Source organism: Streptomyces sp. 184 (assembly GCF_045781775.1).
Taxonomy (GTDB): domain Bacteria; phylum Actinomycetota; class Actinomycetes; order Streptomycetales; family Streptomycetaceae; genus Streptomyces.
In genome coordinates, this window is record NZ_CP123230.1 from 6,135,199 (window position 1) to 6,159,338 (window position 24,140).

Consider the following 24,140-nt stretch of genomic DNA (forward strand, 5'->3'; position numbering starts at 1 on the left):
CGGGAGTTCACGCCGGTCCCGTACGCCCCCCGGCCTCGGCCCTGGCCCCCGCCCCGGCCCGCAACCGCGCCCGCTCCCGCTCCCCCGCCGACGGCGCCCCCAGCGCCCGCCGCCGCCAGGCGCGGCGCAGCATCCGCCGCACCACCCGCGGGTGGAAGCGGCGGACCACCGCGAAGTACAGCCGGCCGCGCCGGTTGTGGATCCGTACGACCGTGCTCAGCGTGACCCGCCCGTCCTCGACGAGCACCGAGGCGCGGAAGTCCAGGTGCCCGGCGTCCCGGCCGAGCAGCAGCTCGGCGCCCTCCTGCGCCACGACCGGGAAGGGCAGCACGTCGCGCCAGGCGGCCACGTCGTGCGGCATGCCGGGCCGCAGCGCGATCTGCCACGCGTCGGTGAAGTCCGGCCGCTCGTAGGCGCCGCGGGCCAGCCGGGCGCCCGCGGGCAGCTCCGCGGCGGTCGCCTTCTCGGACTCCATGCGCTGAAGCAGCCGCACCAGGGCGGTGCGGCGCACCGGCCGGGCGACCGTGCCCGTCACCACCAGTTCGGCGTTGTCGAGGACTTCCCGGACCACCGTCTCGTGCGCCCGGCGGATCGCCAGCGTCCACATCAGCAGGTCGCCCGGGCCCATCCGCGACTCCAGCACGTGCCGCAGCCGGCAGCGGCCGTCTTCCAGCGGCTCGACGGTCAGCTCGTGGAAGCCGTCGTCGGGCGGCGTGAAGCGGAAGCGGACGCGGCGGCCCGGCTCGTACGCCGTCACCCCGTACCGCACGGGTCCGTGGCCGCCGGCCGCGCCGACGCGCAGCGGCCGGTCGAAGGCCATCGGGGCCCAGGCGGGGCTGGGGAAGAGCGGGTCGTCGGGGGCGGAGAGCCGGTCGACCAGGGCGCCCACCGCGGTCGCGGGGGCGTCGAGGATCCGTTCATGGACGTTGCGTACCGTGCGCACGACTCCTCCATACGCTTGCGTATGGTTCCCGACCATACGGTAGCGTACGGTCATGTCGCAACACCGACGTGAGCAGCAGGAACAGGGCCGCGAGGCCGCACCCGGCAAGCGCCGGCTGAGCGCGCGGGACTGGGCGGACGCCGCCCTCGCCGCGATCGGCGAGCGTGGGCTCGCCGGGGTCGCCGTCGAGCCGCTGGCCGCCCGGCTCGGCACCACGAAGGGCAGCTTCTACTGGCACTTCGCCAACCGCGGCGCGCTGGTCGAGGCGGCGCTCGCCCGCTGGGAGGAGCTGAGCACCGAGGTCGTCATCGCCGAGACCGAGCGGGAGCCCGACCCGGAGCTACGGCTGCGGCGGCTGCTGGGGTACGCGGTCGGGTCGGCGCCCGCGGATCCGCTGGAGCTGTCCCTGCTGACCGCCGTCGACCAGCCGCAGGTCGCCGAGGCGCTGCGGCGGGTGACGGAGCGGCGGATCGGCTATGTGGCGGAGGTCTTCGCGGAGTTGGGCTTCGCGCCGGCGCAGGCGCGGCTGCGGGCGACGGCCGCGTACACGACGTACCTCGGGCACATCCAGCTCAACCGGGCGGTGCCCGGCCTGCTGCCGTCCGGCGCCGACCGCGACCCGTACCTGAACGCCGTGCTGGACACGCTGCTGCGCCGCGACTGAGCTACGGGCCGTCAGTCGTGCTCGGAGACGAGGACGGCGACGGTGTCCGGCGCGAGGGCCTCGAAGAAGTGCGGCACGTCGGCGGGGTAGCAGGCGTAGTCGCCCGGTTCGAGGTCGACCGGCTCCTCCGCCACGCCCACGCGGGCCCGCCCGCCGCCGAGCACGACGTGCTCGATGACGCCGGGGGAGTGCGGGTCGGAGCGGCGCGGGGTGCCGGGCTGGACGGTGACGAGGTAGATGTCGCGGCGCGCGTGGGCGGGGGAGGAGGCGAGCAGCGTCGCGGCGTAGTCGGCGTGCTCGGAGGGCACCGAGGGGCCCTCGCCGCGGCGGATGACCTGCACGCGGGGACGGGGCGGCTCGACGAGCCGGGCGAACGGCACGTCGAGCGCGACGCTGAGCGCCCACAGGGTCTCCACGCTCGGGTTGCCGGTGCCCGACTCCAGTTGGGAGAGCGTCGACTTGGCGATCCCGGCGCGGCGGGCCAGCTCCGTCAGCGTCAGCCCGGTACGGCGGCGCTCGCGCTGGAGCGACGCGGCGATGGCGTCGAGGGGGGCTCCGCCGCTCGGGGCCATGACGCGCTCCGTTCGCTCTGTCGGTCATTTATTCGGCTTGACGAACAGCCTAGCGGATGTTCAGCATGGCAACCATGCGTTCGATATGGCGAACCCTGCGCGGCGACCTCGCCCGCGACATCGCGCTCGTCTGTGCCGCGGACACCCTGGTCGGCGTCTCCTTCGGGGCCATCGCGGTCGGCGAGGGCCTGCCGCTGTGGCTGCCCGTGCTGCTGTCGGTGGTGGTCTTCGCGGGGGCGGCGCAGTTCATGTTCGTCGGCATCGTCGCCTCCGGCGGCACCGCGCTGGCGGCCGTGGCGGCGGGGCTGCTGGTCAACGCGCGGCACGTGCCGTTCGGCTTCACCGTCGGCGACGCGCTGGGCGGCGGGAGGCTGCGGCGGTTCGCGGGCAGCCATCTGATGATCGACGAGACCGTGGCGTTCGCGCTGGCCCAGCGCGACCCGGAGCGGCGGCGGGCGGCGTACTGGGCGTGCGGCGTCGGGCTGTTCTTCTGCTGGAACGTGGGCGTGGTGCTCGGCGCCCTGGGCGGTACGGCGGTGAGCGACACGGACGCCTTCGGGCTGGACGCGGCGTTCCCCGCGGTGCTGCTGGCGCTGGTGCTGCCGTCGCTGCGGGAGGCGGGGACGCGGCGGGCGGCGCTGGTGGGGCTGGGCGTCGCGCTGGCGGCGGCGCCGTTCCTGCCGGCGGGGGTGCCGGTGCTGCTGGCGCTGGCGGGGCTGGCGGTGGCGGGTGTCGGCGGGCCGGCGGCCGGTGGGCCGGAAGTCGGCGGGCCGGAGGCCGGTGGGTCGGAGGCCGTCGGCGGCTCGGGCGTCGGCTCGGGCGTCGGCGGAGAGGCGGTGCCCGGGGGCGGCGGGCCGGGCGGTGGGGACGACGGGCCAGAGGCCGGTTCGTACGACGAGGAGCGTGTGCCGTGACGACGACAACCCTGGTGGCCGCGGTCCTCGTGCTGGGCGTGGGCACGTTCGCCTTCCGCTTCGCCGGCCCGGCGCTGCGCTCGCGCGTGACGATGGAGCCGCGCGTGGAGCGGCTGATGACGGTCGCGGCCATCGTGCTGCTCACCGCCCTGGTCGGCACGCAGGCGCTGCTGGACGACGGCGGCTTCGCGGGCGTCGCGCGGCCCGCGGGCGTCGCGGTCGGCGGCGTTCTGGCGTGGCGCCGGGCGCCGTTCGTCGTCGTGGTGGTCGCCGCGGCGGCCACGGCGGCGCTGCTGCGGCTGTGCGGCGTGGACTGACCCGGGCGGGCGCGTGCCCGGTCGCGCGGTGCGTGTCTCCGCGGGCTCCCAGAAAGATTTCCGCGCCGCGCGGTCACACTTCCCCCGCCGGGTTACGTCAGTGCAGTGACCGGCTGCGTCGCAGGCCGCGGCAGGAGTGCACCCTTCGCCGCCCGCGCCGGCCGGCCGTCACCGCATGCCCTGCCGAGGAGCTTCGCCATGCCCTTTTCCCGTACCGCCCGTACCCCAGGTGCCGCCCGCGCCGCCCGTACGCCCGGCAGAGCCGGGCCCGGCGCGAGTCCCGGGGCCGTCCTGGCCTTCCTCTGCCTCGGCCAGTTCATGGTCTTCCTCGACGTGTCGATCGTGAACCTGGCCCTGCCCTCCATCAAGTCGGCGCTCGGCATGTCCGACGTCGCCGGCGAGTACATCGTCACCGCGTACGGCACCGTCATCGGCGGCTTCCTGCTGCTCGGCGGCCGGCTCGCCGACACCTTCGGGCGGCGCCGGACGCTCCAGGCCGGGTTCGTCGTCTTCGCACTGGCCTCCCTCGTCTCCGGGCTGGCCGAGAACGGCACCACGCTGATCGCCGCCCGTGGGCTCCAGGGGCTGGGCTCCGCGCTCATCGCGCCGGCCGCGCTGTCGCTGGTCACCACCGCGTTCCCGGCCGGCCCCGAGCGCAACAGGGCGCTGGGCGTGTGGGGTTCGCTCGCGGGCATCGCCTCGATCGTGGGCGTGATCGTCGGCGGGGTGCTCGCCGACGGCCCCGGCTGGGAGTGGATCTTCTACATCAACGTGCCGATCGGCCTGGCCGCCGCCCTCGTCGCGCCGCGCGTCGTGCCGGAGAGCCGGGCCCGCGAACGCCGCCGCCCCTTCGACGTCTTCGGCGCCGCGACGCTGACCGCCGGGCTGCTGCTGCTCGTCTTCACCCTCGGCGAGGCCACCCGCGTCGGCTGGGGCTCGGCCCGTACGGTCGGCAGCCTGGCCGGCGTCGCCGTCCTGCTCGCCGCGTTCCTGGTGATCGAGTCGCGGGTGGCGGCGCCGCTGATGCCGCTGGGCTTCTTCCGCAGGAAGACGATGGCGACCGCGAACGCGTCCGCCGTGCTGGTCTTCGGCACGTTCGGCGCGCTGTTCTTCTTCGCCAGCATCTTCATGCAGGAGGTGTACGGGTACGGGCCGCTGAAGGCCGGCTTCGCGTACGTGCCGCTGGCCGTGGCGGTCGCCGCCGGGGCGGGGATCGCGTCCACGCTGATCACACGGATCGCGGCCCGGCCCGTGCTGGTCGCGGGCCTGGTGGTGTCGGTCGCCGGGCTGCTGCTGATGTGGCGCGCGCCGGCGGGCGGCTCGTACGCGGTGGACCTGCTGACGCCGTTCGTGCTGCTCGGCATCGGCTGCGGGATGGTCTACGTCACGCTCCAGATCGCCGCGTTCACCGGCGTCGGCGAGGAGGAGGCGGGGGTCGGCGCGGGGCTGATCAACACCAGCCAGGAGGCGGGCGGTGCGCTCGGCCTCGCGGTGATCGCCACCATCGCGTACGACGGGCTCGGCGACAGGCTGGCCGCCGCGGGCGGGGATCCGCGGCGGATCGTCGAGGCGCAGGAGGCGGCGGGGCACAGCGCGTTTCTGGCGGCGGCGGTGGCCGGCACCGCGTCGATCCTGCTGGTGCTGCTGCTGATGCCGCGCGGCAAACGGCCCGCGCCCGCGCCGGTCCCGGGGAGCAAGACCGGGGGCGGGGCCGGGACCGGGAGCGGGGCAGGCGACGGGGTCACGCAGGAGCCAGATAGCCGTGCTCCAGCAGCCAGGTGACGTTCAGCCGCTGCCCCGCGCCCGGGTCGAGGAACACCGGGTCGAGCTTGATCTGCTCGCCCCCGCCGGGCTGCTCGAACCACGGCGCGACCGCGCCCTGCCAGACCCAGAACGGCTTGGTGACCTGGTAGACGCGGTAGTCGCAGGGGGCGCCGGGGTCGCGGGTGTTGAGGTTCTGCGGGGGCAGCGCGCGCTCGGCGTAGCGGTCGCCCGCGGGGGCGAGGTAGCCGCCGAACTCCGAGCCGAAGCGGTCGAGCAACTGCCCGGCCGCCAGCCGGGTCCGCTCCCTGTCGACGGTGCCGTTGACCTCGGCGAAGCCGTCGTTCGGCGGGTACTTCCAGCTTCCGCCGTTCGCCGGGCCCGTCCAGTACTTCTCCAGGAACGCGGCGGGCGAGAGGGAGCCGGTGGGCCGCCAGCCCTGGAGCAGCGGGCCGACCCGGGGCTCCCACCGGCCCGGCAGGTGCTCGGGGCCCAGCCGGGCGTCGCCGAGGCGCTCGCCGGTGCAGACGGGCTCGGCCCGCAGGGCGACGCCCGCCGCGGCGGACCCGGCCGGGGATCCGGCGGCGGGCGCCGCGGCAGGGGCGGGGGCGGGCGCGGCGGCGTGGCGGACGGCCGAGGGGTGGGTCGCGGGGTCGGGGTGCCCGGCGGACGCCGCCGCGGCGGGTACGCCGCCGGCGAGTCCGGCGGCGATGGCGAGGACGGCAAGTGCCGTGCGTACGGTGCGGGTTCGCGTCACGGTGGGGGCCCTTCACGCTCGGCGGACGGCGGCCCCACCATGATCCGCAGGGCGGGCGGCGGGCCCGCAGACCAACACGCGCGCCGCCACCCACCCTTCGGGTGAAGCGGGGGCGCGACGCCCGGGCGCGGGGCGGAACACCACCGGGGCGCCGGGTCGCACCGCGCCGGGCGCCGGGCACGCCGGAGCCGCCCGGCGGACCCGGGCGGGCGGGGTCACCGCAGAGACGGGACACTGCCGCACAGCGCTCGCCACCTGCGCCGCCGCGGTCGCCCCGGGCCGTCGATCGACACCGCGAACGCCGCGCCCTCCGGCGGACGGCGTCACCGTACACACGGCACCGCCTGCCGCACGGTGTCCGGCGCCGGTGGCGCCGCGGTCGCCTCCGGCCGTCAGTCGCGGGGCGGGATGCCCAGGTCGGCGAGGAGTTTGCGTACCCGGCACTCGATCTCGTCCCGTAACGGCCGCACCTGCGTCACCGCCCACCCGCGGGGGTCGGCCAGCGGCCAGTCCACGTAGCGCTTGCCGGGGAACACCGGGCAGGCGTCCCCGCAGCCCATCGTGACGACCACGTCCGCCGCCCGGACCATCTCGTCCGTCCACGCCGTGGGGAACTCCCCGGAGATGTCGATCCCCCGCTCCCCCATCGCCGCCACCGCCGCCGCGTTGACCGCCGCGCCCGGGGCGGAGCCCGCCGACCAGGCCACCGCGCGGTTCCCCGCCAGCCGGGCCATGAGGCCCATCGCCATCAGGCTGCGCCCGGCGTTGTGCGCGCACAGGAAGAGCACCACCGGCCGCCCGTCGGCGCCCGTGCCCGCCGCCTGGGCCAGCGCGTGCAGCCGGCGGCGCGCGTAGCGCTCGGTGAGTCGCGGTAAGTCGTCCGGCTCGTCGGTACGTACCGCTATGCCGCCGTACGCGCCGTACAGGAACCGCTCGATGGTCTCCTCACCGAACACGCCCTGGAACTCCGCCCGTAACCTCTTGGCGGCGGTGTGCAGCGCGAGCCGGTGACCGGCTCTGTGATCAGGATGTGCGTCGCCCCCGGGGTCGCTCATCGCCGGATTATGGTCCCTTCCGGCCGCGCGCACACCCGGAACGGCTCCGTCACCCGGCCCCGGGAGTGACAGAGGGGGCACGTTAGACGCTGTACGGGGTAGGCAAGGCCGCGGGCGGGCCGGAAGGACCGCGCGCCGCGGCACACCGGAGGAAGCGAAGGACCATGACCGAGGCACCGCAGGGGAACGACCCCGCGACCACTCAGCGGGCGCTGGAGGCACTGGCGACCGACGCCAAGGACCCGGCGGCGCTGCACGCACTGGCCCACAGCGAGGTGCTCGTACCCGTGCCGGACGAGAGACCGGGTCCGCCGGAGGAGAGCGCGGAGCAGGAGCGGGCCGGTGCCGAGGAGAGCATGATGCTGCCGGTGATGGAGCAGCCGAACGGCGACCGGCTCGTGCCGGTCTTCACCTCCGAGTCGCGGATGGGCTACGCGCTGCCCTCCGTCGACAAGTACCGCAAGCTGCCGCTGGTGCTCCTGGCCAACGCCTGGCCGTCGGACGAGGTGTACCTGACTATCGACACCGGCAGTCCGGGCGCGCTGACGCTCAGTGCGGCGGGGGTACGCACCCTCCTCGGCCGCTCCGGCGGCTGACCCCGCGACGCCACGCCCGGGGCCGCGGCCGGGGCCGCGGCCCCCGCCCCGCGCCCGGCGGCCGCTCACGGAAGCGGCGGCGGGCGCCACGCCTCCCGGTACCCGGGATGGCGCTGGTAGGGCAGCGCCAGCATCGCCACCACATGCACCATCGCCGTCGCGCAGCCCTCCAGCCGGGCCGCCTCCAGGGCCTCGGCGGGCGCGACGCCGACACCGGCGGCGGACATCCCGGCGATCCGGCGGCCGGCCTCGTCGGCGGCGAGGGACCACCGCTCGCAGTTGTCCACGACCGCCTGCTTGGCGTTCAGCTCGGCGACCTCACGCTGCCAGTGCTGCATCCGCTGCTCGACGGCGGCTCTGCGCTGCTCCGCGTACCGGTCGCGGAGGAACGCGACCAGGTCCTGCGCGCGGCGGGACGGCTCGTGAAAACCGTTGTTCATGTCTGCGGCGCTGACGGTTCACACCTCCACGTGTCGGGCCCCCGGTAGTTCAGCGTCGCCGTACGGAAAGGTGTCACACCGCACACGCCGCGGCGGGCGCCGCCGCCGCCGCGGAGGCGCCCGCCGCCGGTGCGGGCCGGAGGTGGCCGGGCCCGCACCGCCTCAGATGAGCGACCGGGACCGGTCGGTGCACAGCGACCAGATCACGAAGACGCCGATGGCGATGTTCACGATCGCCCACACGGGCTGGTACGGCAGCCACGCGAAGTTGGCGATCACGGCCAGCGCGGCCAGCCCGACGCCGAGGAGCCGGGCCCACTCGGTGCCCCGGAGTATGCCCAGGCCCGCCAGGGCGACGACGACGCCGAGGATGAGGTGGATCCAGCCCCAGGTCGTCAGGTCGAACTTGTAGACGTAGTCGCCCTGCCGGGCGTACACGTCGTCGTGGGCGATGCCCGCGACGCCCTGGAGCACGGCGAGGACGCCGTACACGAGCATCAGCACCCCGGCGAAGACCGTGCCGCCCGTCGCCCACGGGCTGCCGCCGCTGCTCGATGGGCCGGGGGTCTTCGGCGTGGTGCCGCGGGAGGAGGCGGTGGGCGTGGTCATCGGAACACACTCCTTACCGAGGGCCGCCGGGGGGTGGCCGGGAACTTCAGCATCACGCCGGGGCCGCGGGCGGACGATCCCGTGTGGGCCGTTCGGGTGAACGCCCCGGAGGTCTCAGGCCGGCCCCGCACCGCCCTCCGGCCGCCCGCCGCCGCCCCGCCGCCTGCCCCGGCCCCTACCGCCGTGCCGCCGCCCGCCCCGGCCCCGGCCCTTCCCACTGCCCTCGCCGAGCGCGCGGCGCAGCCGGCGGCTCAGCGCGGTCGCGGCGGCGGTCAGGAAGACGAAGCTGTACGTGATCTGCCCCATCACCAGGATCCGGGCCGTCTGCCCACGCGCGGTGATGTCCCCGTAGCCGACGGTCGCCACGGTCGCGACCGTGAAGTACAGCGCGTCGACCCGGGTCCGCAGCCCGTGGAACTCCGCCGACTCCCGGGCGATGGCGTTGTACGCGGCGGCGAAGACGAGGATCGAGCCGATCATCAGCAGCGGGATGGTGACCCCGGGGCGGGCGTTCGGCACGTCCATCAGCACCGCCCGGATCTCGCGGAGCAGCAGGGCGGTGACCGCGCCGAGCGCCAGCGCGAAGAGCGTCCAGCTCAGCTCGGGCCTGTCCGTGCCCAGCAGGTGCAGGGGCAGCAGGAAGTAGGCGACGACCATGAGCGCCACGGGCAAAACCTCGCGCAGCCAGGGGAGCAGCGGGTCCCGGCGGCGACCGGTGCCGCGGTCCGGGCGGTCGCCGCCGTCGTCCGGGCCGTCGTCGCGCTGGATCCTCACGCCCGTAGGACGACGATCGCCTCGTCCGTGTACGTCAGGAACGTCAGGGTCTCGTGCAGGTAGAGCTGCACGGTCTTCGCGTCGTGCGCGGTGTAGCCGATGGCCAGGTCCTCGCCGAGGCGCAGCTCGAAGTCGCCGCCGCGGGTGGACAGCGCGAGGCCGCCGCTCATGGCCGGTGCCCAGATCAGCTCGCCGTCCAGCAGCCGGGAGATGTGCTGCGCGATCGGGTAGCCGTGGTCGGCGGTCTCGCTCACCGCCGTGTACGCGTCCGCCCCCAGGAGCAGCGAGTACGGGCCGTCCACGCCGGCCAGGCGCAGCGCGGAGAGCGCCTGGCTGACGGTGTCGGGGTAGTCGCGGGCCTCGGCCGGCAGGCTCAGCTCGGGCAGGGAGGCGCGGGTGCGCAGGCCGTCGATGCCGCCGGCGGCGTACCCGTCGGCGATCATCCGGTCCTCGGCGAAGGCGGCGGTGCGGGCGGCGTCCTTGACCGGCTGCCAGTCGGAGTCCCGGGCGCCGCGCTCCACGTCGTCCACGGCGTCGCGGCCGACGGTGAACGGCACGCGCAGCTCGATCAGCCGCTGCGCCGCGCGCAGCCGCGCGGTCGCGCCGGGCGCGGGCGGGGCGATCTCCTCCAGGTGCCCGGTGCCGACGGCGGCCAGCCCCGGGCCCTCCGGCCCGGTGACGTCCACGACGCGGCGGCCCGCGACGTGGCGGCGGAAGGTGCGCCGGGCCTCTTCCTCGATCTCGGTCCAGGCCGCTTCGGTGACCGGAGCGAGTTCGCGGTGCAGGTTGTTCATCGTGCGGGTGCTCCTTTGAGGCCGCCGATCCCCAGCGAGCCGTCGCCGGCGGCCGGTGGGTCGGGTACGGGGTCCGGGGCGACGGTGGCCGCCACGCCGAGGGCGGCGGGCTGGTCGGGGAGGTCGTCGAGGAAGTCGGCCGAAGGGGCGAAGAAGAGGCAGCCGGTCACGGCGGTGGAGAAGTCCAGGATCCGGTCGTACGCGGCGGGCGGGCGGCCGAGGAACATGTTCTCCAGCATGTCCTCCAGCACCCCGGGCTCGCGCGCGTAGCCGATGAAGTACGTGCCGAACTCGCCGCCGCCGACGGAGCCGAACGGCATGTTGTCCCGTACGACCTCGCGCTCCTCACCGTCCGGGCCCGTGACGGTGTTGAGGGCGACGTGCGAGTCCTCCGGCTGCACCCCCTCCGGCAGTTCGGTGTTGCCGAGCTTGGTGCGCCCGATGACCCGCTCCTGCTCCTCGGTGCTCAGCGCCTCCCAGGCGGCGAGGTCGTGCACGTACTTCTGCACCATCACGTAGCTGCCGCCGGCGAACCGCGGGTCCTCGGCGCCGGTGAACACCGCCGCACCGGCGGCCCGGCCGGCCGGGTTCTCGGTGCCGTCGACGAAGCCGAGCAGGTCGCGCATGTCGTAGTACTTGAATCCGTGCACCTCGTCGGCGACCGCGACGGCGTCGCCGAGCCTCGCGCAGAGCCGCCTGGCCATTTCGAAGCAGAGGTCCATGCGCCGGGAGCGGAGATGGAAGAGCACGTCGCCGGGGGTGGCGACGGCGCGGTGGCGCTCGCCGGCCAGCTCGCGGAAGGGGTGCAGCGCGGCCGGCCGCGGGCCCTGGAAGAGCCGGCCCCAGACGGCGGCGCCGATGCTCGCGACGCACGTCAGGTCGTCGTCGGGGGCGCCGAAGCCCACGGCGCGCTGGAGCGCGGGGAGGTCTCCGAGTACGTCGCGGACGGCCTCCTCGCCGCCGGGCGCGACGGTGACGACGAGGAACACCGCCGCGGTCGCGGGCGGGGCCAGCACGGGCTGGGGTTCGGGCACGGTCCCTCCTGGTCACAGGGGCATTCGTGACGATACGGGACGTAACCGACGGCGCAATCCGGCGACGGCCCGCGTACACCCGCCCGTGCCGCCGGGGCCGTTCGGCATGCCGCCGGGTCGTGACCCGGCCCGGCATCGGTCTGACACCCGGTCCGGCACCCGACATGTCACCCGACCGGCGCACGCCGCGCCGCGGGGGCGGGTGGGGCGGCAGCGCGGGTGTTACGACGGAAGACGAGGCCCACGGCACAGCGGCCCGGGTCCTACACCCACAGAGAGGCCCACCATGTCGCAGCAACTCGCCCTCTCGATCGACTTCGGCGGAGGCTTCAGCGACGCGTTCTCCAAGCTGGTCAGCTTCATCCCGAAGCTGATCGCCTTCTGTCTCGTACTGATCGTCGGCTGGTTCGTGGTCAAGCTGATAACCAAGGCGCTGGGCAAGGTCCTGCACAGCGCCGGCTTCAGCAGGCTCGCGGACCGCAGCGGGATCGGGCGCGCGCTGGAGAACTCCAAGTACGACGCGACCGGGATCATCGTCAAGATCATCTATTACACGCTGATGCTGGTCGTGCTCCAGCTCGCGCTGAGCGTCTTCGGCCCGAACCCCGTCAGCACGCTGCTCAACCAGCTCGTCGCCTGGCTGCCGAAGGCGCTGGTCGCGGTGGTGATCGTGATGGTCGCCATGGCGGTGGCGACGGCGGTGCGCGACATCGTCGGCAACGCACTGAGCAGCACGTCGTACGGCCGGACCGTGGCGACGATCGCCTGGGCGTTCATCGTCGGGCTCGGCGCGATCGCCGCGCTCGGGCAGGCCCGGATCGCCACGGCGATCACCGGCCCGCTGCTGATCGCGGTGCTCGCGGCGGCGGCCGGCATCCTCGTCGTGGGCGTCGGCGGCGGCCTGATCATGCCGATGCGGGAGCGCTGGGAGCGCTGGCTGACCGCGGCCGAGCGGGAGTCGGTCAACGCGCGGGACAGCCTCTCGGCGTACCAGCGGGGCCGCGCGGACGCGGCGGCCGGGCGGCCTGTGGGGCAGGAGTACTCGGGGACGGTGCCGCCGCGGGCCGACGAAGGCGACGACATGCGGTAGGCGCGGGGCGGGCCCGCCGGCCGGAGAGCGTCACCCGCTCCGGCCGGCGGGCCGTCGCGTGCGGGGCCGTTCAGGGGTGGTCCGCAGCGTACGGAACGGGCGCCGGCCTGCGGCGCGTACGGGACGGGCCGGCGGCAGGGCGGACCGTCGGCGGGGCGCGCCGGGCTCAGCCGGACAGCAGGTCGTACTCGCGGATCAGCCAGCATACCGCGGTCAGCCGCAGCACCGCGAAGTCGTACCCGACCGGCTCGCGCCAGTCGCTCTCGGCGAGCACGTCGGTGAAGCCGACGACGTAGTCCGTCAGATCCTCGCGCCGCATCCGCTGCGGCGCGCAGACGCGCTCGATCCGCTGCGGCAGGAGGTCGTGCCAGGGGCGGCGCTGCCGCGGCACCAACGCGTCCCGTACGGCGGCCGCGTGCTGGTCGACGGCCGCGACGAGCCCCGGCTCGAAAGCGAACTCCGACAGCCGGGGCAGGTACCTGGCGGCGACGGCGGTCAGCGGGCAGCCGACGGCTCCGTCCTCGGGTCCTCCCACGTTCACCGCTCGACTGTAACCCGGAACCGGCGGGCCTCCGGCCGTGACGTACGTCCCACGTTTTCGGGCCGTGGCGCGGGCGGTGTTTCCAACCCGGCGGTCCGTCACTATGCTCCGGCAGCGCATGGGAGCGCTCCCACGCATACCTCCCACCCGGAGGCCGCCGGCCTCCGGCAGACGCGACAAGGACGGACCACCATGCGCGCACGCATCCTGCGCCGATTGCACCGCACGTCCCTCGCCGGCCTCCTCGGCGTCGGCCTCGCCGTCGCGGGCCTCGCCTCCGCGGCCCCGGCGGCGGAGACCGCCTCCGGCGACCGGCAGGCCGCCGGCGTTTCCGAAGCGGCCGGGGCCGTGGACGCAGGCGACACCGCGGACGCCGCCGACGCCGCCCAACTGCCCGGACCGCTGTACATCGACCCCGACTCCCAGGTCCGGCGGTGGACGGCGGCCAACCCCGGCGACTCGCGGCAGCCGGTCATCGCCGACCGCATCGCCTCCCAGCCGCAGGCCCGCTGGCTCTCCCAGTACAACCCGGGCACCGTGCAGCAGCAGGTCGCCGGCTACATGTCCGCCGCCGGCGACGCCCTGCCCGTGCTCGCGGTCTACGGCATCCCCAACCGTGACTGCGGCGGCGCCAGTTCCGGCGGCGCCCCCGACCTGCCCTCGTACCAGAACTGGATCCAGCTCATCGCCGCCGGCCTCGGCGACCACCCCGTCGTGATCATCCTGGAGACCGACGCGCTCGCCCTGGAGGACTGCCTCGACCAGTCCGGCCGCGACGCCCGGCACGCGGCGCTGCGCCAGGCCGTCACCACCCTGAAGTCCGCCGACCCGCAGGCCCACGTCTACCTCGACGGCGGCCACTCCGGGTGGCACTCCCCCGCCGACCAGGCCGCCCGGCTGTCGGCCTCCGGGGTCGCGGAGGCGGACGGCGTGTTCACCAACGTCTCCAACTTCCGCACCACCGCGGAGGAACTCGCCTACGGCAAGCAGATCCTGGCCGCCATCGGCGACCCGGACCTGAACCTGGTCGTGGACACCAGCCGCAACGGCAACGGCTCCAACGGCGAGTGGTGCGACCCCTCCGGGCGCGCGCTGGGCACGAACCCCACGCTGGAGACCGGGGACGACGCCGTCGACGCGCTGCTGTGGGTCAAGCCGCCCGGTGAGGCGGACGGCTGCGCGGCGGGGGCGGGGCAGTTCGTCCCGGACCTGGCGTACGCGCTGGCGACCAACTGACGGCTCGTACGCCCTGAAGGTGCCCCCGAAGCGCTGACGCGCGCGGCGCTCAGCCGGGCCGGTCCGGGTCGGCCGCCACCGACCCGGACCGGACCCGGCTCTCAGGGGTGGTCCGCAGGAGTGCTCACGGATAGATCAGCGACTCGTAGCCCGCGCGCACGTCGGAGTCCGAGGACTTCACGTACACCTCGGACGGCGGCCCGGGGTCGACGCCGTAGTACGTGTACTCCAGCACCGCCGGACAACTGGCGCCGCCGATCTCGACGGTGGTCTTCTTCGCCAGCTTGCCGGTGCGCAGCTCGTAGACCCGGACGGGGATCTCCCGGTTCTTGAACGCCACGTTCGCGGAGCCGCCGACGGACAGGTCGTCCTCGTACGGGCAGTTCGCGACGGTGGAGCCGTAGGAGGTCTTGCCTGCGCAGATGACGACGACCGCGTCCTTCGCGTCCTTCGCCAGCCAGGACGACGGCAGCTTCGAGCGGTGCTTGCTCTGGCCGATGAGCATCGCCCGGTGCGGCCCGTCGCCGCGGTACGCCTTGGCGCCGCGGTACGGGGCCGGCTTGTCGCAGTACTCGGGCTTGCCGCCGTACGGCCCCGGCTCCAGCAGGCCGCGTACGTGGTCCAGCTCGATGGCCAGATCCGCGCGCTCGACGCCGTCCTCGGCGGCGCCGGCCAGCTCGTGGTCGGGGTACTCGTCGAGAAGCTGCTCGTACTGCGTGCGGGCTTCCTTCCAGGTGTCGTCCGCCATCAGCGCGTCGCCGCAGTCGACGATCGCGGCGGGCGCGACCTCGGGGACCACGTCGGCGGCGCGGGCCAGCCCGTCGCCGGCCTTCTGGCCGCCGAGCCAGTCGGTGACCTCCTTGGTCTGGCAGGCGTCTTCGGTGGGCAGCGCGGCGAGGAAGGCGTCGAGTTCGTCGTTCACGTCGCCGCTGCGGTCCTCGGCGCCGTTCTCGCCCGCGTACTCGTCGAGGACGGTGGAGAGATGGCCGAAACCGGCACTCAGCGCGTCGGTGTCGCCGGTCAGCCCGGCGTCCAGCTCGTCCTCCGCCTGGGCGAGGAGGAGGTCGGCGCGGCGGCCGTCGGCGCCCTCCCAGAGCGCGCCGGGGTGGTCCGCGTACGCCTTGAGCGTACGGGCGCCGCGTACCCGGTCCTCGTCCGCCTGGCGCTCGGCCTTGATCAGCAGCTCGCACGCCTCGACGGCGTCCTCGGCGCGGGCGGTCAGCGGGGCGTCGGCGAGGCGGTGGCCGGCCCAGAGGCCGTCGAGGTCGGATACGGCCTGCGTGCACTCGCCGGCGCGGTGGGCGTCGGCGGCGTTGCCCTCGATCCGGGAGGCGTCGAGGCGCAGGGCGGTGCAGGCCAGGATCACGGGGGCGGCGACGAGGAGGGCGACGAGGCGGTCCCGGCGCACGTTCGCGGGGAGGACGGGGGGCGCGGCGGGGGCGGCGGGCGGCGGGGGCGCCGCGGACTGCGCCGCGAGGGCCGCCTGCGCCGGTTCCGCGGACTGCGCCGTGCCCGCGGCCGGCGGGGCGGCGGCGCCGCGGCGGGGCAGCCGGCCGCCGGCGAGGTACCAGCCGTGCACGGTGACGCCGATCCACCACGCCAGCACGACGGCCTGGAACCACCCGTTGCGCCCGGCCGTCGCCAGCAGGATGACGAGCACCACCGACACGGCCGCGGCGCCGAAGGCGAGGCGGGGCCGGCGGAGCATCCCGTAACCGATGCCCAGCAGCGAGGCGTTGGCGAGCCCGACGGCGTACGGGTCCCGGGCCCGTACGGGCACGGGCGCGAGTTCGTACAGCGGGCGCTCGGGGTCGTAGGACGGCCGGTCGAGGTCGTACGAGGGCACTGCGGGGTCGTACGACGGCAGGGCCGGTCCGTACGACGGCAGGGCGGGCTCGGTGGGCTGCCGTTCGGCTTCGGCGGGCTGCGCGGAGCCGGCGGGCTGCCCGGGGTCGGCGGGCTGCCCGGAGTCGGTGGGCTCCCCCGGGTCCGTGGGAGGCCGTCCGCGTTCGGCCGGCGGCTCGCTGGGCATCGGAGGAAACGCTTCCATCGTGATCCCTTTCTCGGGCGAGCCACCGGCGGCCGACCCCATCCTTCGGCACCGGAGCCGGGAGGGGTCCCGGAACGCCCGCCCCCCGGCCGGCACTTCGGCCGTCAGAAGGATCGTGGCCCATCGCAGGCCCGCCGACCAGGCCGATCCCGGCCTTGCCGGACTGATACGGGAGCGGAAGCGACGCCGCGCGCCCCTCGCGGAGCGGATGCGCCGGGTGTGGCGGGTGGGACGACGGCGGGGCGGCGCGCGAGCACGTCGGCCACGGGGCCGTAGCGGCCGGCGCGGATCCGCTGCCCGGGCATCCGGCCGCGGCGGTATCCACGCCGCACGCGCCACGCCGCACGCGCCACGCCGCGGACGCTACGGCGCGGGCGGGCAAGCACCGTCCGGCGGCGGGGGTTTCGACGTACGCGACGCGGCGCATCCGCCGGCCGCGCCTGCCCCCGTGCGCGCACGGCGGACGGGCGCGCCCGCTTACTCCCCCGTCAGCGCCGCCACGAGTCCGTCCAGTCCGTCGAAGTACCAGTCGAACTCGTCCGTCTGCGCGGGCGGATCGCCGGCCGGCCGCGGAACGTACGCCGTCCGCAGGCCGTTCTCCCGCGCCGCCCGCAGGTCCCAGGCGTGGGCGGCGACCAACAGCACCCGCTCGGGCGGGCAGTCGGCGGCTTCGGCGGCGAGCCGGTAGACCTCCGGCGCCGGCTTGTAGGCCCGTACCGCCGCGCCGGACAGGGCCTGGTGCCAGCGCAGCCCGCCGTGCGCGGCGAGGTGCAGCAGCGCGGGGCCGGAGGCGTTGGAGAGCCCGGCCACGGGGAAGTGCCGCGCGATGCGGTCGAGTCCGGCGGCGGAGTCGGGCCACGGGGGCAGCCGCCGGGTGGCGGTGGCCAGCCGGGCGACGGCCGCCGGGCCGGTGACCCCGGCGCGTTCGGCGACCAGCTCGGCGGCTTCGCGGTCGACGGTCTCGCTGTCGGCGTACGGGCGCTCCCCGCGGGCCATCCGCGCCTGCTCGGTCGCGACGTGCGCCTGCCACAGCGCGAGGAGTTCATCCGCCGCCGTGTCGTCGGCCGCGGGGGCGGCGGCGCGGATCTCCGTGCGCAGCCCGCCGGGTTCGTCGACGAGTGTGCCGAGGACGTCGAAGACGACGACCTCGGCGTCGCGGATCTCGGACATGTCTTTCTCCTGTTCACGGCGGGACTGTCGTGATCGACAACAACGGCGCCGCCCGGCCCATGCCCGTAGCGGGGAGGAGAAGTCCCGCGAACGGCGTGCGCGCTCCGTTTACAGGGGCGAAATACCGCGCTACCTTCGATGGGAGCGCTCCCATTGACCTGTTCACGACGAACGTGAGACCCCCTGCCAGGTCGGTCGCCGGCCCGGGCCCTGCGCCCTGTGCTCCGGGACGGCCCGGCGGCCCGTCATGCGCACCGAGGTCGCGGGCTCTCGCGTCAGCGCTCTGGAGAACCCGAAGGAGACCATGACCATGGCTGTCCAACGACTCGTCCGCGCCGCAAGATCACTCCGCCTCCGGCGCACGCTCGCACTCGCCGGGGTCGCGGGCATCGCGACCGCGGCACTGGCGGTGCCGACGCCCGCGTCGGCCCACGGCGTCGCGATGGTGCCCGGCTCGCGTACGTTCCTGTGCTACAAGGACCTGATCGCGAACAGCTCCACGCAGATGCCGCAGAACCCGGCGTGCAAGGCGGCGGTGCAGTCCGCCGGTACGACGCCGCTGTACAACTGGTTCGCCGTGCTGGACTCCAACGCCGGCGGGCGCGGCCAGGGCTACGTGGCGGACGGCAAGCTGTGCAGCGCCGGCGACCGGAGCCCGTACAACTTCTCGCCGTACAACTCGGCCCGCACCGACTGGCCGCTCACGCACCTCACGTCCGGCTCGAACATCAACCTCGAATACAGCAACTGGGCGCACCACCCGGGCCGGTTCGAGGTGTACATCACCAACAACGGCTGGAGCCCGTCCAAGTCGCTGGCCTGGGGTGACCTGACCCACCTCCAGACCGTCACCAACCCGCCGCAGGCCGGTGGCGCGGGCTCGGACGGCGGGCACTACTACTGGAACCTGCAACTGCCGCAGCGCAGCGGGCAGCACGTGCTGTTCATCCAGTGGATCCGCTCGGACAGCCAGGAGAACTTCTTCTCCTGCTCGGACGTCGTCTTCGACGGCGGCAACGGCCAGGTCACCGGCCTGACGCCGGGTGCCATGTCGGCGGACGAGGTCAAGGCGCTGGGCGCCGACCAGAAGAACAGCAAGGCCGACCCGGTCAAGGGCGCGCACGGCGACCACGGCGACCACGGCACGCAGGCGCAGGCGGTGGAGACGCTGAACCAGGGCGAGTCGAACCTGGCCGCCGCCTCGGACGACTCCTCGCCGGTCCTGCCGGCCGCGCTTGCGGGCGCGGGCGCGGTGATCTTCGCGGGCGGGGCGCTGCTGTACAACCAGCGGCGGAACGCTCCGGGTCGGCAGCAGGGCTGACGAACTCGGTTGCGCGGCGCCGTCGCGGTGCTCGGCGGCGGCGCCGCGTCGCGCTCCCGGGGCTTACTCCCGGGGGCGCGCTCCCGGGTTGTGCTCTCGCGTCGCGCTCCCGGGCCCGGCCGGAGTGGGGTCCGGTCGGGCCCGGGCCCGGGCCTGGGCCGGGACCTGGGCCTGAGCCGGGGCCGGGTGGGGCAGCGGCACCGACCCCGGCCGATGGCGTACGAACCGGGCGCGGACCCCGGCCCGTCGGCGGCGCACGGCTCGTACGACACGCGCACACGTGCAGGCCCGCCCGGTCAGGCGGTCACGCGGTCACTCAGTCGTGGGGCAGCAGGCGCGGCCGGTCCGCTTCAGACCCCGCCTCCGCGCCGTACAGGCGCAGGACCCCCACCCGCAGCGCCTCCGCCGCCGCGGCCGGGGTCATCCGGCCGGCGGCGACCTCCGCGCCCGCCGCGTGGCCGAGGGCGACGGTCGCGGCGGCCAGCCAGCGGGGCTCGGCGTCGCGGTCGAACTCCCCCGACTCCTGCCCGCGGCGGGCGATCCGCTCCAGCCGGTCGGTGATCGGCCGGTACTGCTCGGCCTCCTCCCGGCGGCCCGCGGGGGGCGGCTCGGCGTGCCGGAGGCCGGGGTAGCGGTCGGCGATCTCCCAGCTCACGTCGAGGAGCCGCAGCAGCCCCGTGGCGGCGGGGAGTTCGTCGAGGCGGGCGGCGTCCAGCGCCGCGCCGGTCTCCGCGGCGACGCGGTCGAAGACGGCGGTGAGCACCTCGTTGCGCGAGGGGTAGTGGGCGTAGACGGTCTGGCGGGTGACGCCCGCGGCGGCGGCGATGGCCTCGACGCTGGCCTCCGGCCGCTCGCCGAGCAGCCGGACCGCGGCGTCGACGATGGCGGACCGGCTGCGCTCGGCGTCGGCGCGGCGGCGGCGCGGGGAGGGGCGGCCTCCCGTGGACTCCGCGGGTTCCCTGGGTTCCTTGGACGGCAAAGTCATACACCTTGTCAAAGTTAGTTCGGCGCCATATCTTACGGAGTGTAAGAGATAGCGCCTGCGGGTGCTACTTCGCCGTTGCGCGCGGGCCCGTCCCGCCACCGGGGGGAGCGACATGGCAGGCGACAGGCGGGCCGGCGAGCGGATAGCGACCCGCTTCACCGTTCACGCCACCGACCGCCGCAGAACCACACCCGGAGCCACGGAGTCAGCGCATGCCGATCCGCATCCTCACCGCCGCCGCCCTGCTCTACTCCGGCGCTGGGATCTGTACAGCAACCTGCGCACGGCCGCCGCCGTCGCCGCCTTCGCCCTGCTGGTCACCCCCGCCCTGCGCCGCCGCGCCCCGGGCGCCGCGGACGCGGCGGCACCCCCGGAGCGGGATCCGGGGGTGCCGGCGTACTCGCAGGGCCCGGTGCCGGGCGGGTGGTCAGCCGGTGAAGCCGGCGGTGATGCGGGTGAACTCCCAGTTCGGGCGGTCGCGGTTGACCGACCAGAAGGCCAGCCTGCCGATGTTGTGGGAGTTGCTCCAGTCGCGGATCTGGGTCCAGATCTGCGGCGTGGTGACCTCGCCCACGTCACTGCTGTTGTTCATGCCCGAGATGCCGATGTGGGCGTACGCCTCGGCGTCGCTCCAGCCGAAGACGGAGGTGAGCTTGCTCTTCAGCCCCTCGGTGGCCCGGACGGTGTTCCCGTACATGTCCGAGTGACCGCCGAAGTTGAACGGCATGATCGTGAAGTTGTCGATGTCCGCCTGGAGGGCGTGGGCCCGCTCGATCAGGCGGTTGCCCCAGGAGTTGGGGCCGGTGTTGAGAGTGGGGAAGGTGAGGATGGTCCGCAGCCCGGGGTTGTTCTGCTTGACGATCTTCAGCGCGTTCAGGATACGGTCCTGCACCGTCGCGTTCTCGAACTCGTCGGTGTTCTCGATGTCGACGTCGATCGCCTTCAGGTCGTAGGCGTCGATCACCTTCTGGTAGGCGCCGGCCAGCGCCTCGGCCGTGGAGCAGTTGGGGCCGAGCTTGTTGCCGCTCCAGCCGCCGATGGACGGGACGATGTCGCCGCCGGCCGCGCGGATGGCGTTGATGGCGGTCTGGTCGGCGCCGCCGTTGAGCGGACGCTGGCTGTCCCACGCCGGGTTGCAGCCGTTCTGGGCCAGGATGAACGCCATCGTGTACCACTTGACGCCGGTCGCGCTCATCACCTCGGTCGGGCTCGGCGGGTTGCCCCAGCCCAGGTAGAGGTACGGCGCGGCCTGGACGAAGTCGGCGCCGCCGCCGCCGTCCGCGTCGGTCGTGGCGCGCACCGCGGCGGTGAGCGGCGAGTTGTTGCCGGCCCGGTCCTTGGCGCGGACGGTGAAGGCGTACCCGGTGCTCGGCGTGAGGCCGGTGACGGTGGCGCTGGTGCCGGTCACCGTGGTCGCCAGGGTGCCGTCGCGGTAGACGTCGTAGCCGGTGACGCCGACGTTGTCGGTGGCGGCGTCCCAGGCGAGCGAGACGGAGGTGTCGGTGGTGCCGGTGACACGGGGGTTGCGCGGGGCGCCGGGTGCCTCGGTGTCGGGCTGGCCGCCGGGGCCGTCGAGGGTGATGTCGTCGGCGTGGTAGGTGCCCTGGCCGTACCAGCCGTGGACGTAGACCTCGGCGCTGGTCTGGTTGGCGCCGGTGGTGAACGACGTGGTCAGCTCGGTGTAGTTGGGGGCCGATGCCGTCCAGGTGGCGTTACCGCCGGTGACGCCGAGGTAGACGTAGGCGCCGCGCACCCAGCCGGACAGGGTGTACGTGGTGTTGGGCTGGACGGCGACGGTCTGGGCGCAGCGGGCGTTGCTGCTCGCGCTGGCGGCGCCGGCGAGCGCCCTGGTGCCGCTGTGCACAGGGCTGCTCACGACGGAGCCGGCGCCGTTGCTACAGCTCCAGTTCGCCAGGCCGCCGGATTCGAAGCCGGGGTCGTTCAGCAGGTTGGCGGCCTGTGCCGTGGTGGGCAGGGCCACCGCGCCCGCGCCGGCGAGCAGCGCGGCACTGAGGTAGGCGACTAAGCGGTTTCCGAAACGCACGGGTCCTCCCGGTGCGGTGGGGTGGATGCCCGGGTCACACGAGGGCGGACTGACACGGGCACGTATATGACGTGGGCATGACAGTTCTACGGGCGGCCGGGGGTCGGGCCGTCTCGAACAGGGAGGGGGCGTGGTGATATTGGTCTGGACCTATTAACGGATTGAAGCCGAGCCCTCGGACGCCGTCAAGCCCCCGCCCCGAAGGTTCACCGCCATCCGGAGCCGCCGACCCGCGAGAAACTGCGGGCGGATTCGGGCCCGCCGAACCCACGGCCCGGTTCGGACCCGTCGAAGCCACCGGCCCGTTCGGACCCGTCGAAGCCACCGGCCCGCCCGGACCCGACGGACCACGGGCACCGTCGGACCGCTCGGGCACGTCGAACTAGTCGGCCCCGCCCGGCGCTTCGCCGCCGCCCGCCTCCTCGGCCTCGACCCCCTCCGCCTCGGCCGCACGGGCGTCGGCGTGCGCGACGAAGTCGTCGACCATCCGGTGGAACAGCTCCGCGAGCCGCCGCAGGTCCTCCGGCGACCACTCCTCCAGGGCCACCTGCATCCCCCGGCACGACACCTCGCGGATGCGCGAGATCGCCTCCCGCCCGGCCCCGGTGAGCTGGATGCGCTGCGCCCGGCCGTCGTCCGGGTCCGGGACACGGGTCACGTAGCCCGCCTTCTGCAACTGCTGCACCTGCCGCGTCACATGCGACGCCTCCACCCCCAGCCGCCCCGCCAGCTCGCCGAGCCGCAGCGGCTCGGAGTCGTCGATCTGCCGCAGCAGCGCCACCGCCGCCCGGTCCAGCGGCACCCCGGCCAGCGCCATCAGCCGGTCGTGCTGCCGCACCCGGCTGCTCAGATACGCGATGCGGCTGAGGGCGCGCTCGATCTCGGCCACGTCCGGGGAGACGTGGAGGGCTGCTGGCGGCCGGACAGGCATGGGCATCACTTTACATTAATTTGCTTGACTCAACTAAGTACCGCCTGCTTGCGTAAGTCAAGTAATCCACTTCCCGCCGCAGGAGTCCACCCCGATGACAGACACCGCCACCACGGTGGCCGAGGAAAGCAGCGCCGACCGGCCCGGCCACCCCGCCGGTCCCGGCCTGACGCTCCTGGCGCTGGGCAGCGCCGGCCTCGTCGTATCGCTTCAGCAGACGCTGGTGCTGCCGCTGCTCCCCCAGCTCATGCAGGCTTTCGACATCTCGGTCGCCGCCGTCTCGTGGGTCTTCACCGCGACGCTGCTCGCCGGGGCGGTCGCCACACCGCTGCTGTCCCGCTTCGGCGACATGTACGGCAAGAAGAAGATGATCTCGGTGACGATGGCGCTGCTCGTCGTCGGCTCCGTCATCTGCGCGATATCCGACTCGCTCGCCGTGCTCATCGTCGGCCGCGCGCTCCAGGGCACCGCCGCGGCCGTCATCCCGCTGGCCATCGGGATGATCCGCGACTCCTACCCGCGCGAGCGGGTCACCACCGCCATCGGCGTCGTCAGCGCCACCCTCGGCGTCGGCGGGGCGGTGGGCATGCTGGTCACCGGCCTCATCGCCGACCACACCGACTCCCACCACCCGGTCTTCTGGATCGCCGCCGGCATGGCCGTCGTCGGGCTGCTGTTCGTGGTGTTCTGCACCCGCGACTCCGGCCGCCGCGCCGGCGGCCGGCCCGACCTGCTCGGCGCCGCCCTGCTCGGCGGCTGGCTGGTCAGCCTGCTGATCGGCGTCAGCCAGGGCAACGCCTGGGGCTGGACCGACGCCCGCATCCTCGGCCTGTTCACCGCCGCGGTCGTGCTGTGCGCGGTGTGGGTGGCCGTCGAGCTGAAGGTGCGCGAACCGCTGGTGCGGCTCCAGATCCTGGTCGGCCCCAAGTCGCTCTCGGCCAACCTGGCCTCGCTGCTCCTCGGCTTCTCGATGTTCGCCGCCTTCACCCTCATCGCGAACTTCATCCAGACCCCCGAGAGCGAGGTGGGCTACGGGCTCAGCGGCTCGGTGCTGGACGTCGGCCTGTACATGCTGCCCAGCACGATCACCATGCTGGTCTTCTCCGCGCTCTCCGGCCGCATCGAGGCCCGGGTCGGCGCCGCCTGGACGCTGGCCCTCGGCGCGGTCGTCGCGGGCGTCGCGTACTTCTGGCTGGCGCTCATGCACGACTCCGCGCTGGACATCATGATCTTCAGCGGCATCCAGGGCCTCGGCATCGGCATCGCCTACGCGGCCCTCGGCACGCTCGCCGTCCAGCACGTGCCGATGGACCAGAGCGGCATCGCCAGCGGCATCAACTCCCTGGTGCGTACCGCCGGCGGCAGCATCGCCAGCGCCGCGACGGCGGCGGTGCTGGCGGCGCAGGTCATCGGCGGCACCGAGGTGCCGACCGTGGACGCGTACGTCCTGTGCTTCGTGATCGCCGGCATCTCGTCGGCCCTGGCGGCGGTCATCGCCGGGGTGCACGGCGTGCGGCACCACGGTAAGTAGCCGTACGGCCC

Annotated in this window: 24 protein-coding genes; 9 read left to right on the plus strand and 15 right to left on the minus strand. The window is 74.5% G+C overall.

What is annotated here, in order from left to right:
* Window positions 1–7: 7 nt before the first annotated feature.
* Entirely contained in the window at window positions 8–943 is a 936-nt protein-coding gene (locus QBL21_RS26085) for a DUF2867 domain-containing protein (protein ID WP_407564660.1), read from the minus strand.
* 52 nt (window positions 944–995) lie between these two features.
* Between QBL21_RS26085 and QBL21_RS26090 the strand changes: the two genes are divergently transcribed.
* A complete protein-coding gene (locus QBL21_RS26090) occupies window positions 996–1,607 on the plus strand; it encodes a TetR/AcrR family transcriptional regulator (protein ID WP_407564661.1) in 612 nt (203 codons plus the stop codon).
* Between the two features lie 11 nt (window positions 1,608–1,618).
* On the opposite strand, the gene QBL21_RS26095 is transcribed toward QBL21_RS26090, so the two are convergent.
* Window positions 1,619–2,179 (minus strand): helix-turn-helix domain-containing protein, encoded by a 561-nt coding sequence (locus tag QBL21_RS26095; protein ID WP_407564662.1) that lies wholly within the window; start codon window positions 2,177–2,179, stop codon window positions 1,619–1,621.
* A 74-nt stretch (window positions 2,180–2,253) separates the two neighbouring features.
* On the opposite strand from QBL21_RS26095, the gene QBL21_RS26100 reads away from it, so the two are divergent.
* The 3 genes from QBL21_RS26100 (at window position 2,254) to QBL21_RS26110 (ending at window position 5,192) form a co-directional block, all read left to right on the plus strand.
* Window positions 2,254–3,093, plus strand: coding sequence for an AzlC family ABC transporter permease (locus tag QBL21_RS26100; RefSeq protein ID WP_407564663.1), 840 nt, complete (start codon window positions 2,254–2,256; stop codon window positions 3,091–3,093).
* A complete protein-coding gene (locus QBL21_RS26105; RefSeq protein WP_407564664.1) occupies window positions 3,090–3,410 on the plus strand; it encodes an AzlD domain-containing protein in 321 nt (106 codons plus the stop codon). The genes QBL21_RS26100 and QBL21_RS26105 overlap by 4 nt, the downstream gene beginning before the upstream one ends.
* A 198-nt stretch (window positions 3,411–3,608) precedes the next feature.
* On the plus strand, window positions 3,609–5,192 hold the full coding sequence (locus tag QBL21_RS26110; RefSeq protein ID WP_407564665.1) for an MFS transporter: 1,584 nt from the start codon (window positions 3,609–3,611) through the stop codon (window positions 5,190–5,192).
* Here the strand turns inward: QBL21_RS26110 and QBL21_RS26115 are convergent.
* Both QBL21_RS26115 and QBL21_RS26120 read right to left on the minus strand, forming a co-directional pair.
* The gene (locus QBL21_RS26115) at window positions 5,152–5,928 is read right to left on the minus strand and encodes a TNT domain-containing protein (protein ID WP_407564666.1); all 777 of its coding nucleotides are present in this window, start codon (window positions 5,926–5,928) and stop codon (window positions 5,152–5,154) included. The two genes, QBL21_RS26110 and QBL21_RS26115, sit on opposite strands and share 41 nt — an antisense overlap.
* A gap of 392 nt (window positions 5,929–6,320) precedes the next feature.
* Window positions 6,321–6,983: an arsenate reductase ArsC gene (locus QBL21_RS26120; protein WP_407564667.1), complete on the minus strand. Its 663-nt coding sequence runs from the start codon at window positions 6,981–6,983 to the stop codon at window positions 6,321–6,323.
* Window positions 6,984–7,147: 164 nt separating this feature from the next.
* On the opposite strand from QBL21_RS26120, the gene QBL21_RS26125 reads away from it, so the two are divergent.
* Window positions 7,148–7,579, plus strand: coding sequence for an SseB family protein (locus tag QBL21_RS26125; protein ID WP_407564668.1), 432 nt, complete (start codon window positions 7,148–7,150; stop codon window positions 7,577–7,579).
* Between the two features lie 65 nt (window positions 7,580–7,644).
* Here the strand turns inward: QBL21_RS26125 and QBL21_RS26130 are convergent, their stop codons facing one another.
* From QBL21_RS26130 to QBL21_RS26150, 5 genes are all read right to left on the minus strand, one after another.
* Entirely contained in the window at window positions 7,645–8,019 is a 375-nt protein-coding gene (locus QBL21_RS26130; RefSeq protein WP_407564669.1) for a DUF6221 family protein, read from the minus strand.
* Window positions 8,020–8,181: 162 nt separating this feature from the next.
* Complete coding sequence (locus tag QBL21_RS26135) at window positions 8,182–8,628, minus strand: hypothetical protein (RefSeq protein WP_407564670.1); 447 nt, start codon at window positions 8,626–8,628, stop codon at window positions 8,182–8,184.
* Window positions 8,629–8,742: 114 nt separating this feature from the next.
* Complete coding sequence (locus tag QBL21_RS26140) at window positions 8,743–9,402, minus strand: potassium channel family protein (protein WP_407564671.1); 660 nt, start codon at window positions 9,400–9,402, stop codon at window positions 8,743–8,745.
* Window positions 9,399–10,196, minus strand: coding sequence for a family 1 encapsulin nanocompartment shell protein (locus tag QBL21_RS26145; protein ID WP_407564672.1), 798 nt, complete (start codon window positions 10,194–10,196; stop codon window positions 9,399–9,401). Before QBL21_RS26145 ends, QBL21_RS26140 begins: the two co-directional genes overlap by 4 nt.
* On the minus strand, window positions 10,193–11,230 hold the full coding sequence (locus QBL21_RS26150) for a Dyp-type peroxidase (RefSeq protein ID WP_407564673.1): 1,038 nt from the start codon (window positions 11,228–11,230) through the stop codon (window positions 10,193–10,195). Before QBL21_RS26150 ends, QBL21_RS26145 begins: the two co-directional genes overlap by 4 nt.
* A gap of 286 nt (window positions 11,231–11,516) precedes the next feature.
* Between QBL21_RS26150 and QBL21_RS26155 the strand changes: the two genes are divergently transcribed.
* Window positions 11,517–12,320 carry a mechanosensitive ion channel family protein gene (locus QBL21_RS26155; protein ID WP_407564674.1) on the plus strand — a complete coding sequence of 268 codons (804 nt, stop codon included), beginning with the start codon at window positions 11,517–11,519 and terminating at the stop codon, window positions 12,318–12,320.
* Between the two features lie 166 nt (window positions 12,321–12,486).
* On the opposite strand, the gene QBL21_RS26160 is transcribed toward QBL21_RS26155, so the two are convergent.
* Complete coding sequence (locus QBL21_RS26160) at window positions 12,487–12,861, minus strand: DUF6401 family natural product biosynthesis protein (RefSeq protein WP_101424687.1); 375 nt, start codon at window positions 12,859–12,861, stop codon at window positions 12,487–12,489.
* A 192-nt stretch (window positions 12,862–13,053) separates the two neighbouring features.
* On the opposite strand from QBL21_RS26160, the gene QBL21_RS26165 reads away from it, so the two are divergent.
* Window positions 13,054–14,097 (plus strand): glycoside hydrolase family 6 protein, encoded by a 1,044-nt coding sequence (locus QBL21_RS26165; protein ID WP_407564675.1) that lies wholly within the window; start codon window positions 13,054–13,056, stop codon window positions 14,095–14,097.
* Window positions 14,098–14,221: 124 nt separating this feature from the next.
* Here QBL21_RS26165 and QBL21_RS26170 read toward each other — a convergent pair whose 3' ends face one another.
* Together QBL21_RS26170 and QBL21_RS26175 are read right to left on the minus strand one after the other, a co-directional pair.
* Entirely contained in the window at window positions 14,222–16,129 is a 1,908-nt protein-coding gene (locus QBL21_RS26170) for a hypothetical protein (protein WP_407564676.1), read from the minus strand.
* 495 nt (window positions 16,130–16,624) lie between these two features.
* Window positions 16,625–17,317 carry a haloacid dehalogenase type II gene (locus QBL21_RS26175; protein WP_407564677.1) on the minus strand — a complete coding sequence of 231 codons (693 nt, stop codon included), beginning with the start codon at window positions 17,315–17,317 and terminating at the stop codon, window positions 16,625–16,627.
* A 304-nt stretch (window positions 17,318–17,621) separates the two neighbouring features.
* Here QBL21_RS26175 and QBL21_RS26180 point away from each other — a divergent pair, with 304 nt between their 5' ends.
* Entirely contained in the window at window positions 17,622–18,638 is a 1,017-nt protein-coding gene (locus QBL21_RS26180; protein ID WP_407564678.1) for a lytic polysaccharide monooxygenase, read from the plus strand.
* Window positions 18,639–18,954: 316 nt separating this feature from the next.
* On the opposite strand, the gene QBL21_RS26185 is transcribed toward QBL21_RS26180, so the two are convergent.
* From QBL21_RS26185 to QBL21_RS26195, 3 genes are all read right to left on the minus strand, one after another.
* Complete coding sequence (locus tag QBL21_RS26185) at window positions 18,955–19,617, minus strand: TetR/AcrR family transcriptional regulator (RefSeq protein ID WP_407564679.1); 663 nt, start codon at window positions 19,615–19,617, stop codon at window positions 18,955–18,957.
* 433 nt (window positions 19,618–20,050) lie between these two features.
* On the minus strand, window positions 20,051–21,667 hold the full coding sequence (locus QBL21_RS26190; RefSeq protein ID WP_407564680.1) for a carbohydrate binding domain-containing protein: 1,617 nt from the start codon (window positions 21,665–21,667) through the stop codon (window positions 20,051–20,053).
* Between the two features lie 382 nt (window positions 21,668–22,049).
* Window positions 22,050–22,598, minus strand: coding sequence for a MarR family winged helix-turn-helix transcriptional regulator (locus tag QBL21_RS26195; RefSeq protein WP_407564681.1), 549 nt, complete (start codon window positions 22,596–22,598; stop codon window positions 22,050–22,052).
* A 94-nt stretch (window positions 22,599–22,692) separates the two neighbouring features.
* Between QBL21_RS26195 and QBL21_RS26200 the strand changes: the two genes are divergently transcribed.
* Window positions 22,693–24,129: an MFS transporter gene (locus QBL21_RS26200; protein ID WP_407564682.1), complete on the plus strand. Its 1,437-nt coding sequence runs from the start codon at window positions 22,693–22,695 to the stop codon at window positions 24,127–24,129.
* Window positions 24,130–24,140 lie beyond the last annotated feature (11 nt).

Bases quoted from the DNA above. Each gene is read 5' to 3' on its own strand.
- QBL21_RS26100 (WP_407564663.1), top strand. From the start codon at position 2,254: ATGCGTTCGATATGGCGAACCCTGCGCGGCGACCTCGCCCGCGACATC.
- QBL21_RS26110 (WP_407564665.1), top strand. From the start codon at position 3,609: ATGCCCTTTTCCCGTACCGCCCGTACCCCAGGTGCCGCCCGCGCCGCC.
- QBL21_RS26095 (WP_407564662.1), bottom strand. From the start codon at position 2,179: ATGGCCCCGAGCGGCGGAGCCCCCCTCGACGCCATCGCCGCGTCGCTC.
- QBL21_RS26175 (WP_407564677.1), bottom strand. From the start codon at position 17,317: ATGTCCGAGATCCGCGACGCCGAGGTCGTCGTCTTCGACGTCCTCGGC.
- QBL21_RS26195 (WP_407564681.1), bottom strand. From the start codon at position 22,598: ATGCCTGTCCGGCCGCCAGCAGCCCTCCACGTCTCCCCGGACGTGGCC.
- QBL21_RS26155 (WP_407564674.1), top strand. From the start codon at position 11,517: ATGTCGCAGCAACTCGCCCTCTCGATCGACTTCGGCGGAGGCTTCAGC.
- QBL21_RS26130 (WP_407564669.1), bottom strand. From the start codon at position 8,019: ATGAACAACGGTTTTCACGAGCCGTCCCGCCGCGCGCAGGACCTGGTC.
- QBL21_RS26145 (WP_407564672.1), bottom strand. From the start codon at position 10,196: ATGAACAACCTGCACCGCGAACTCGCTCCGGTCACCGAAGCGGCCTGG.
- QBL21_RS26170 (WP_407564676.1), bottom strand. From the start codon at position 16,129: ATGCCCAGCGAGCCGCCGGCCGAACGCGGACGGCCTCCCACGGACCCG.
- QBL21_RS26120 (WP_407564667.1), bottom strand. From the start codon at position 6,983: ATGAGCGACCCCGGGGGCGACGCACATCCTGATCACAGAGCCGGTCAC.
- QBL21_RS26180 (WP_407564678.1), top strand. From the start codon at position 17,622: ATGACCATGGCTGTCCAACGACTCGTCCGCGCCGCAAGATCACTCCGC.
- QBL21_RS26135 (WP_407564670.1), bottom strand. From the start codon at position 8,628: ATGACCACGCCCACCGCCTCCTCCCGCGGCACCACGCCGAAGACCCCC.
- QBL21_RS26200 (WP_407564682.1), top strand. From the start codon at position 22,693: ATGACAGACACCGCCACCACGGTGGCCGAGGAAAGCAGCGCCGACCGG.
- QBL21_RS26165 (WP_407564675.1), top strand. From the start codon at position 13,054: ATGCGCGCACGCATCCTGCGCCGATTGCACCGCACGTCCCTCGCCGGC.
- QBL21_RS26090 (WP_407564661.1), top strand. From the start codon at position 996: ATGTCGCAACACCGACGTGAGCAGCAGGAACAGGGCCGCGAGGCCGCA.
- QBL21_RS26125 (WP_407564668.1), top strand. From the start codon at position 7,148: ATGACCGAGGCACCGCAGGGGAACGACCCCGCGACCACTCAGCGGGCG.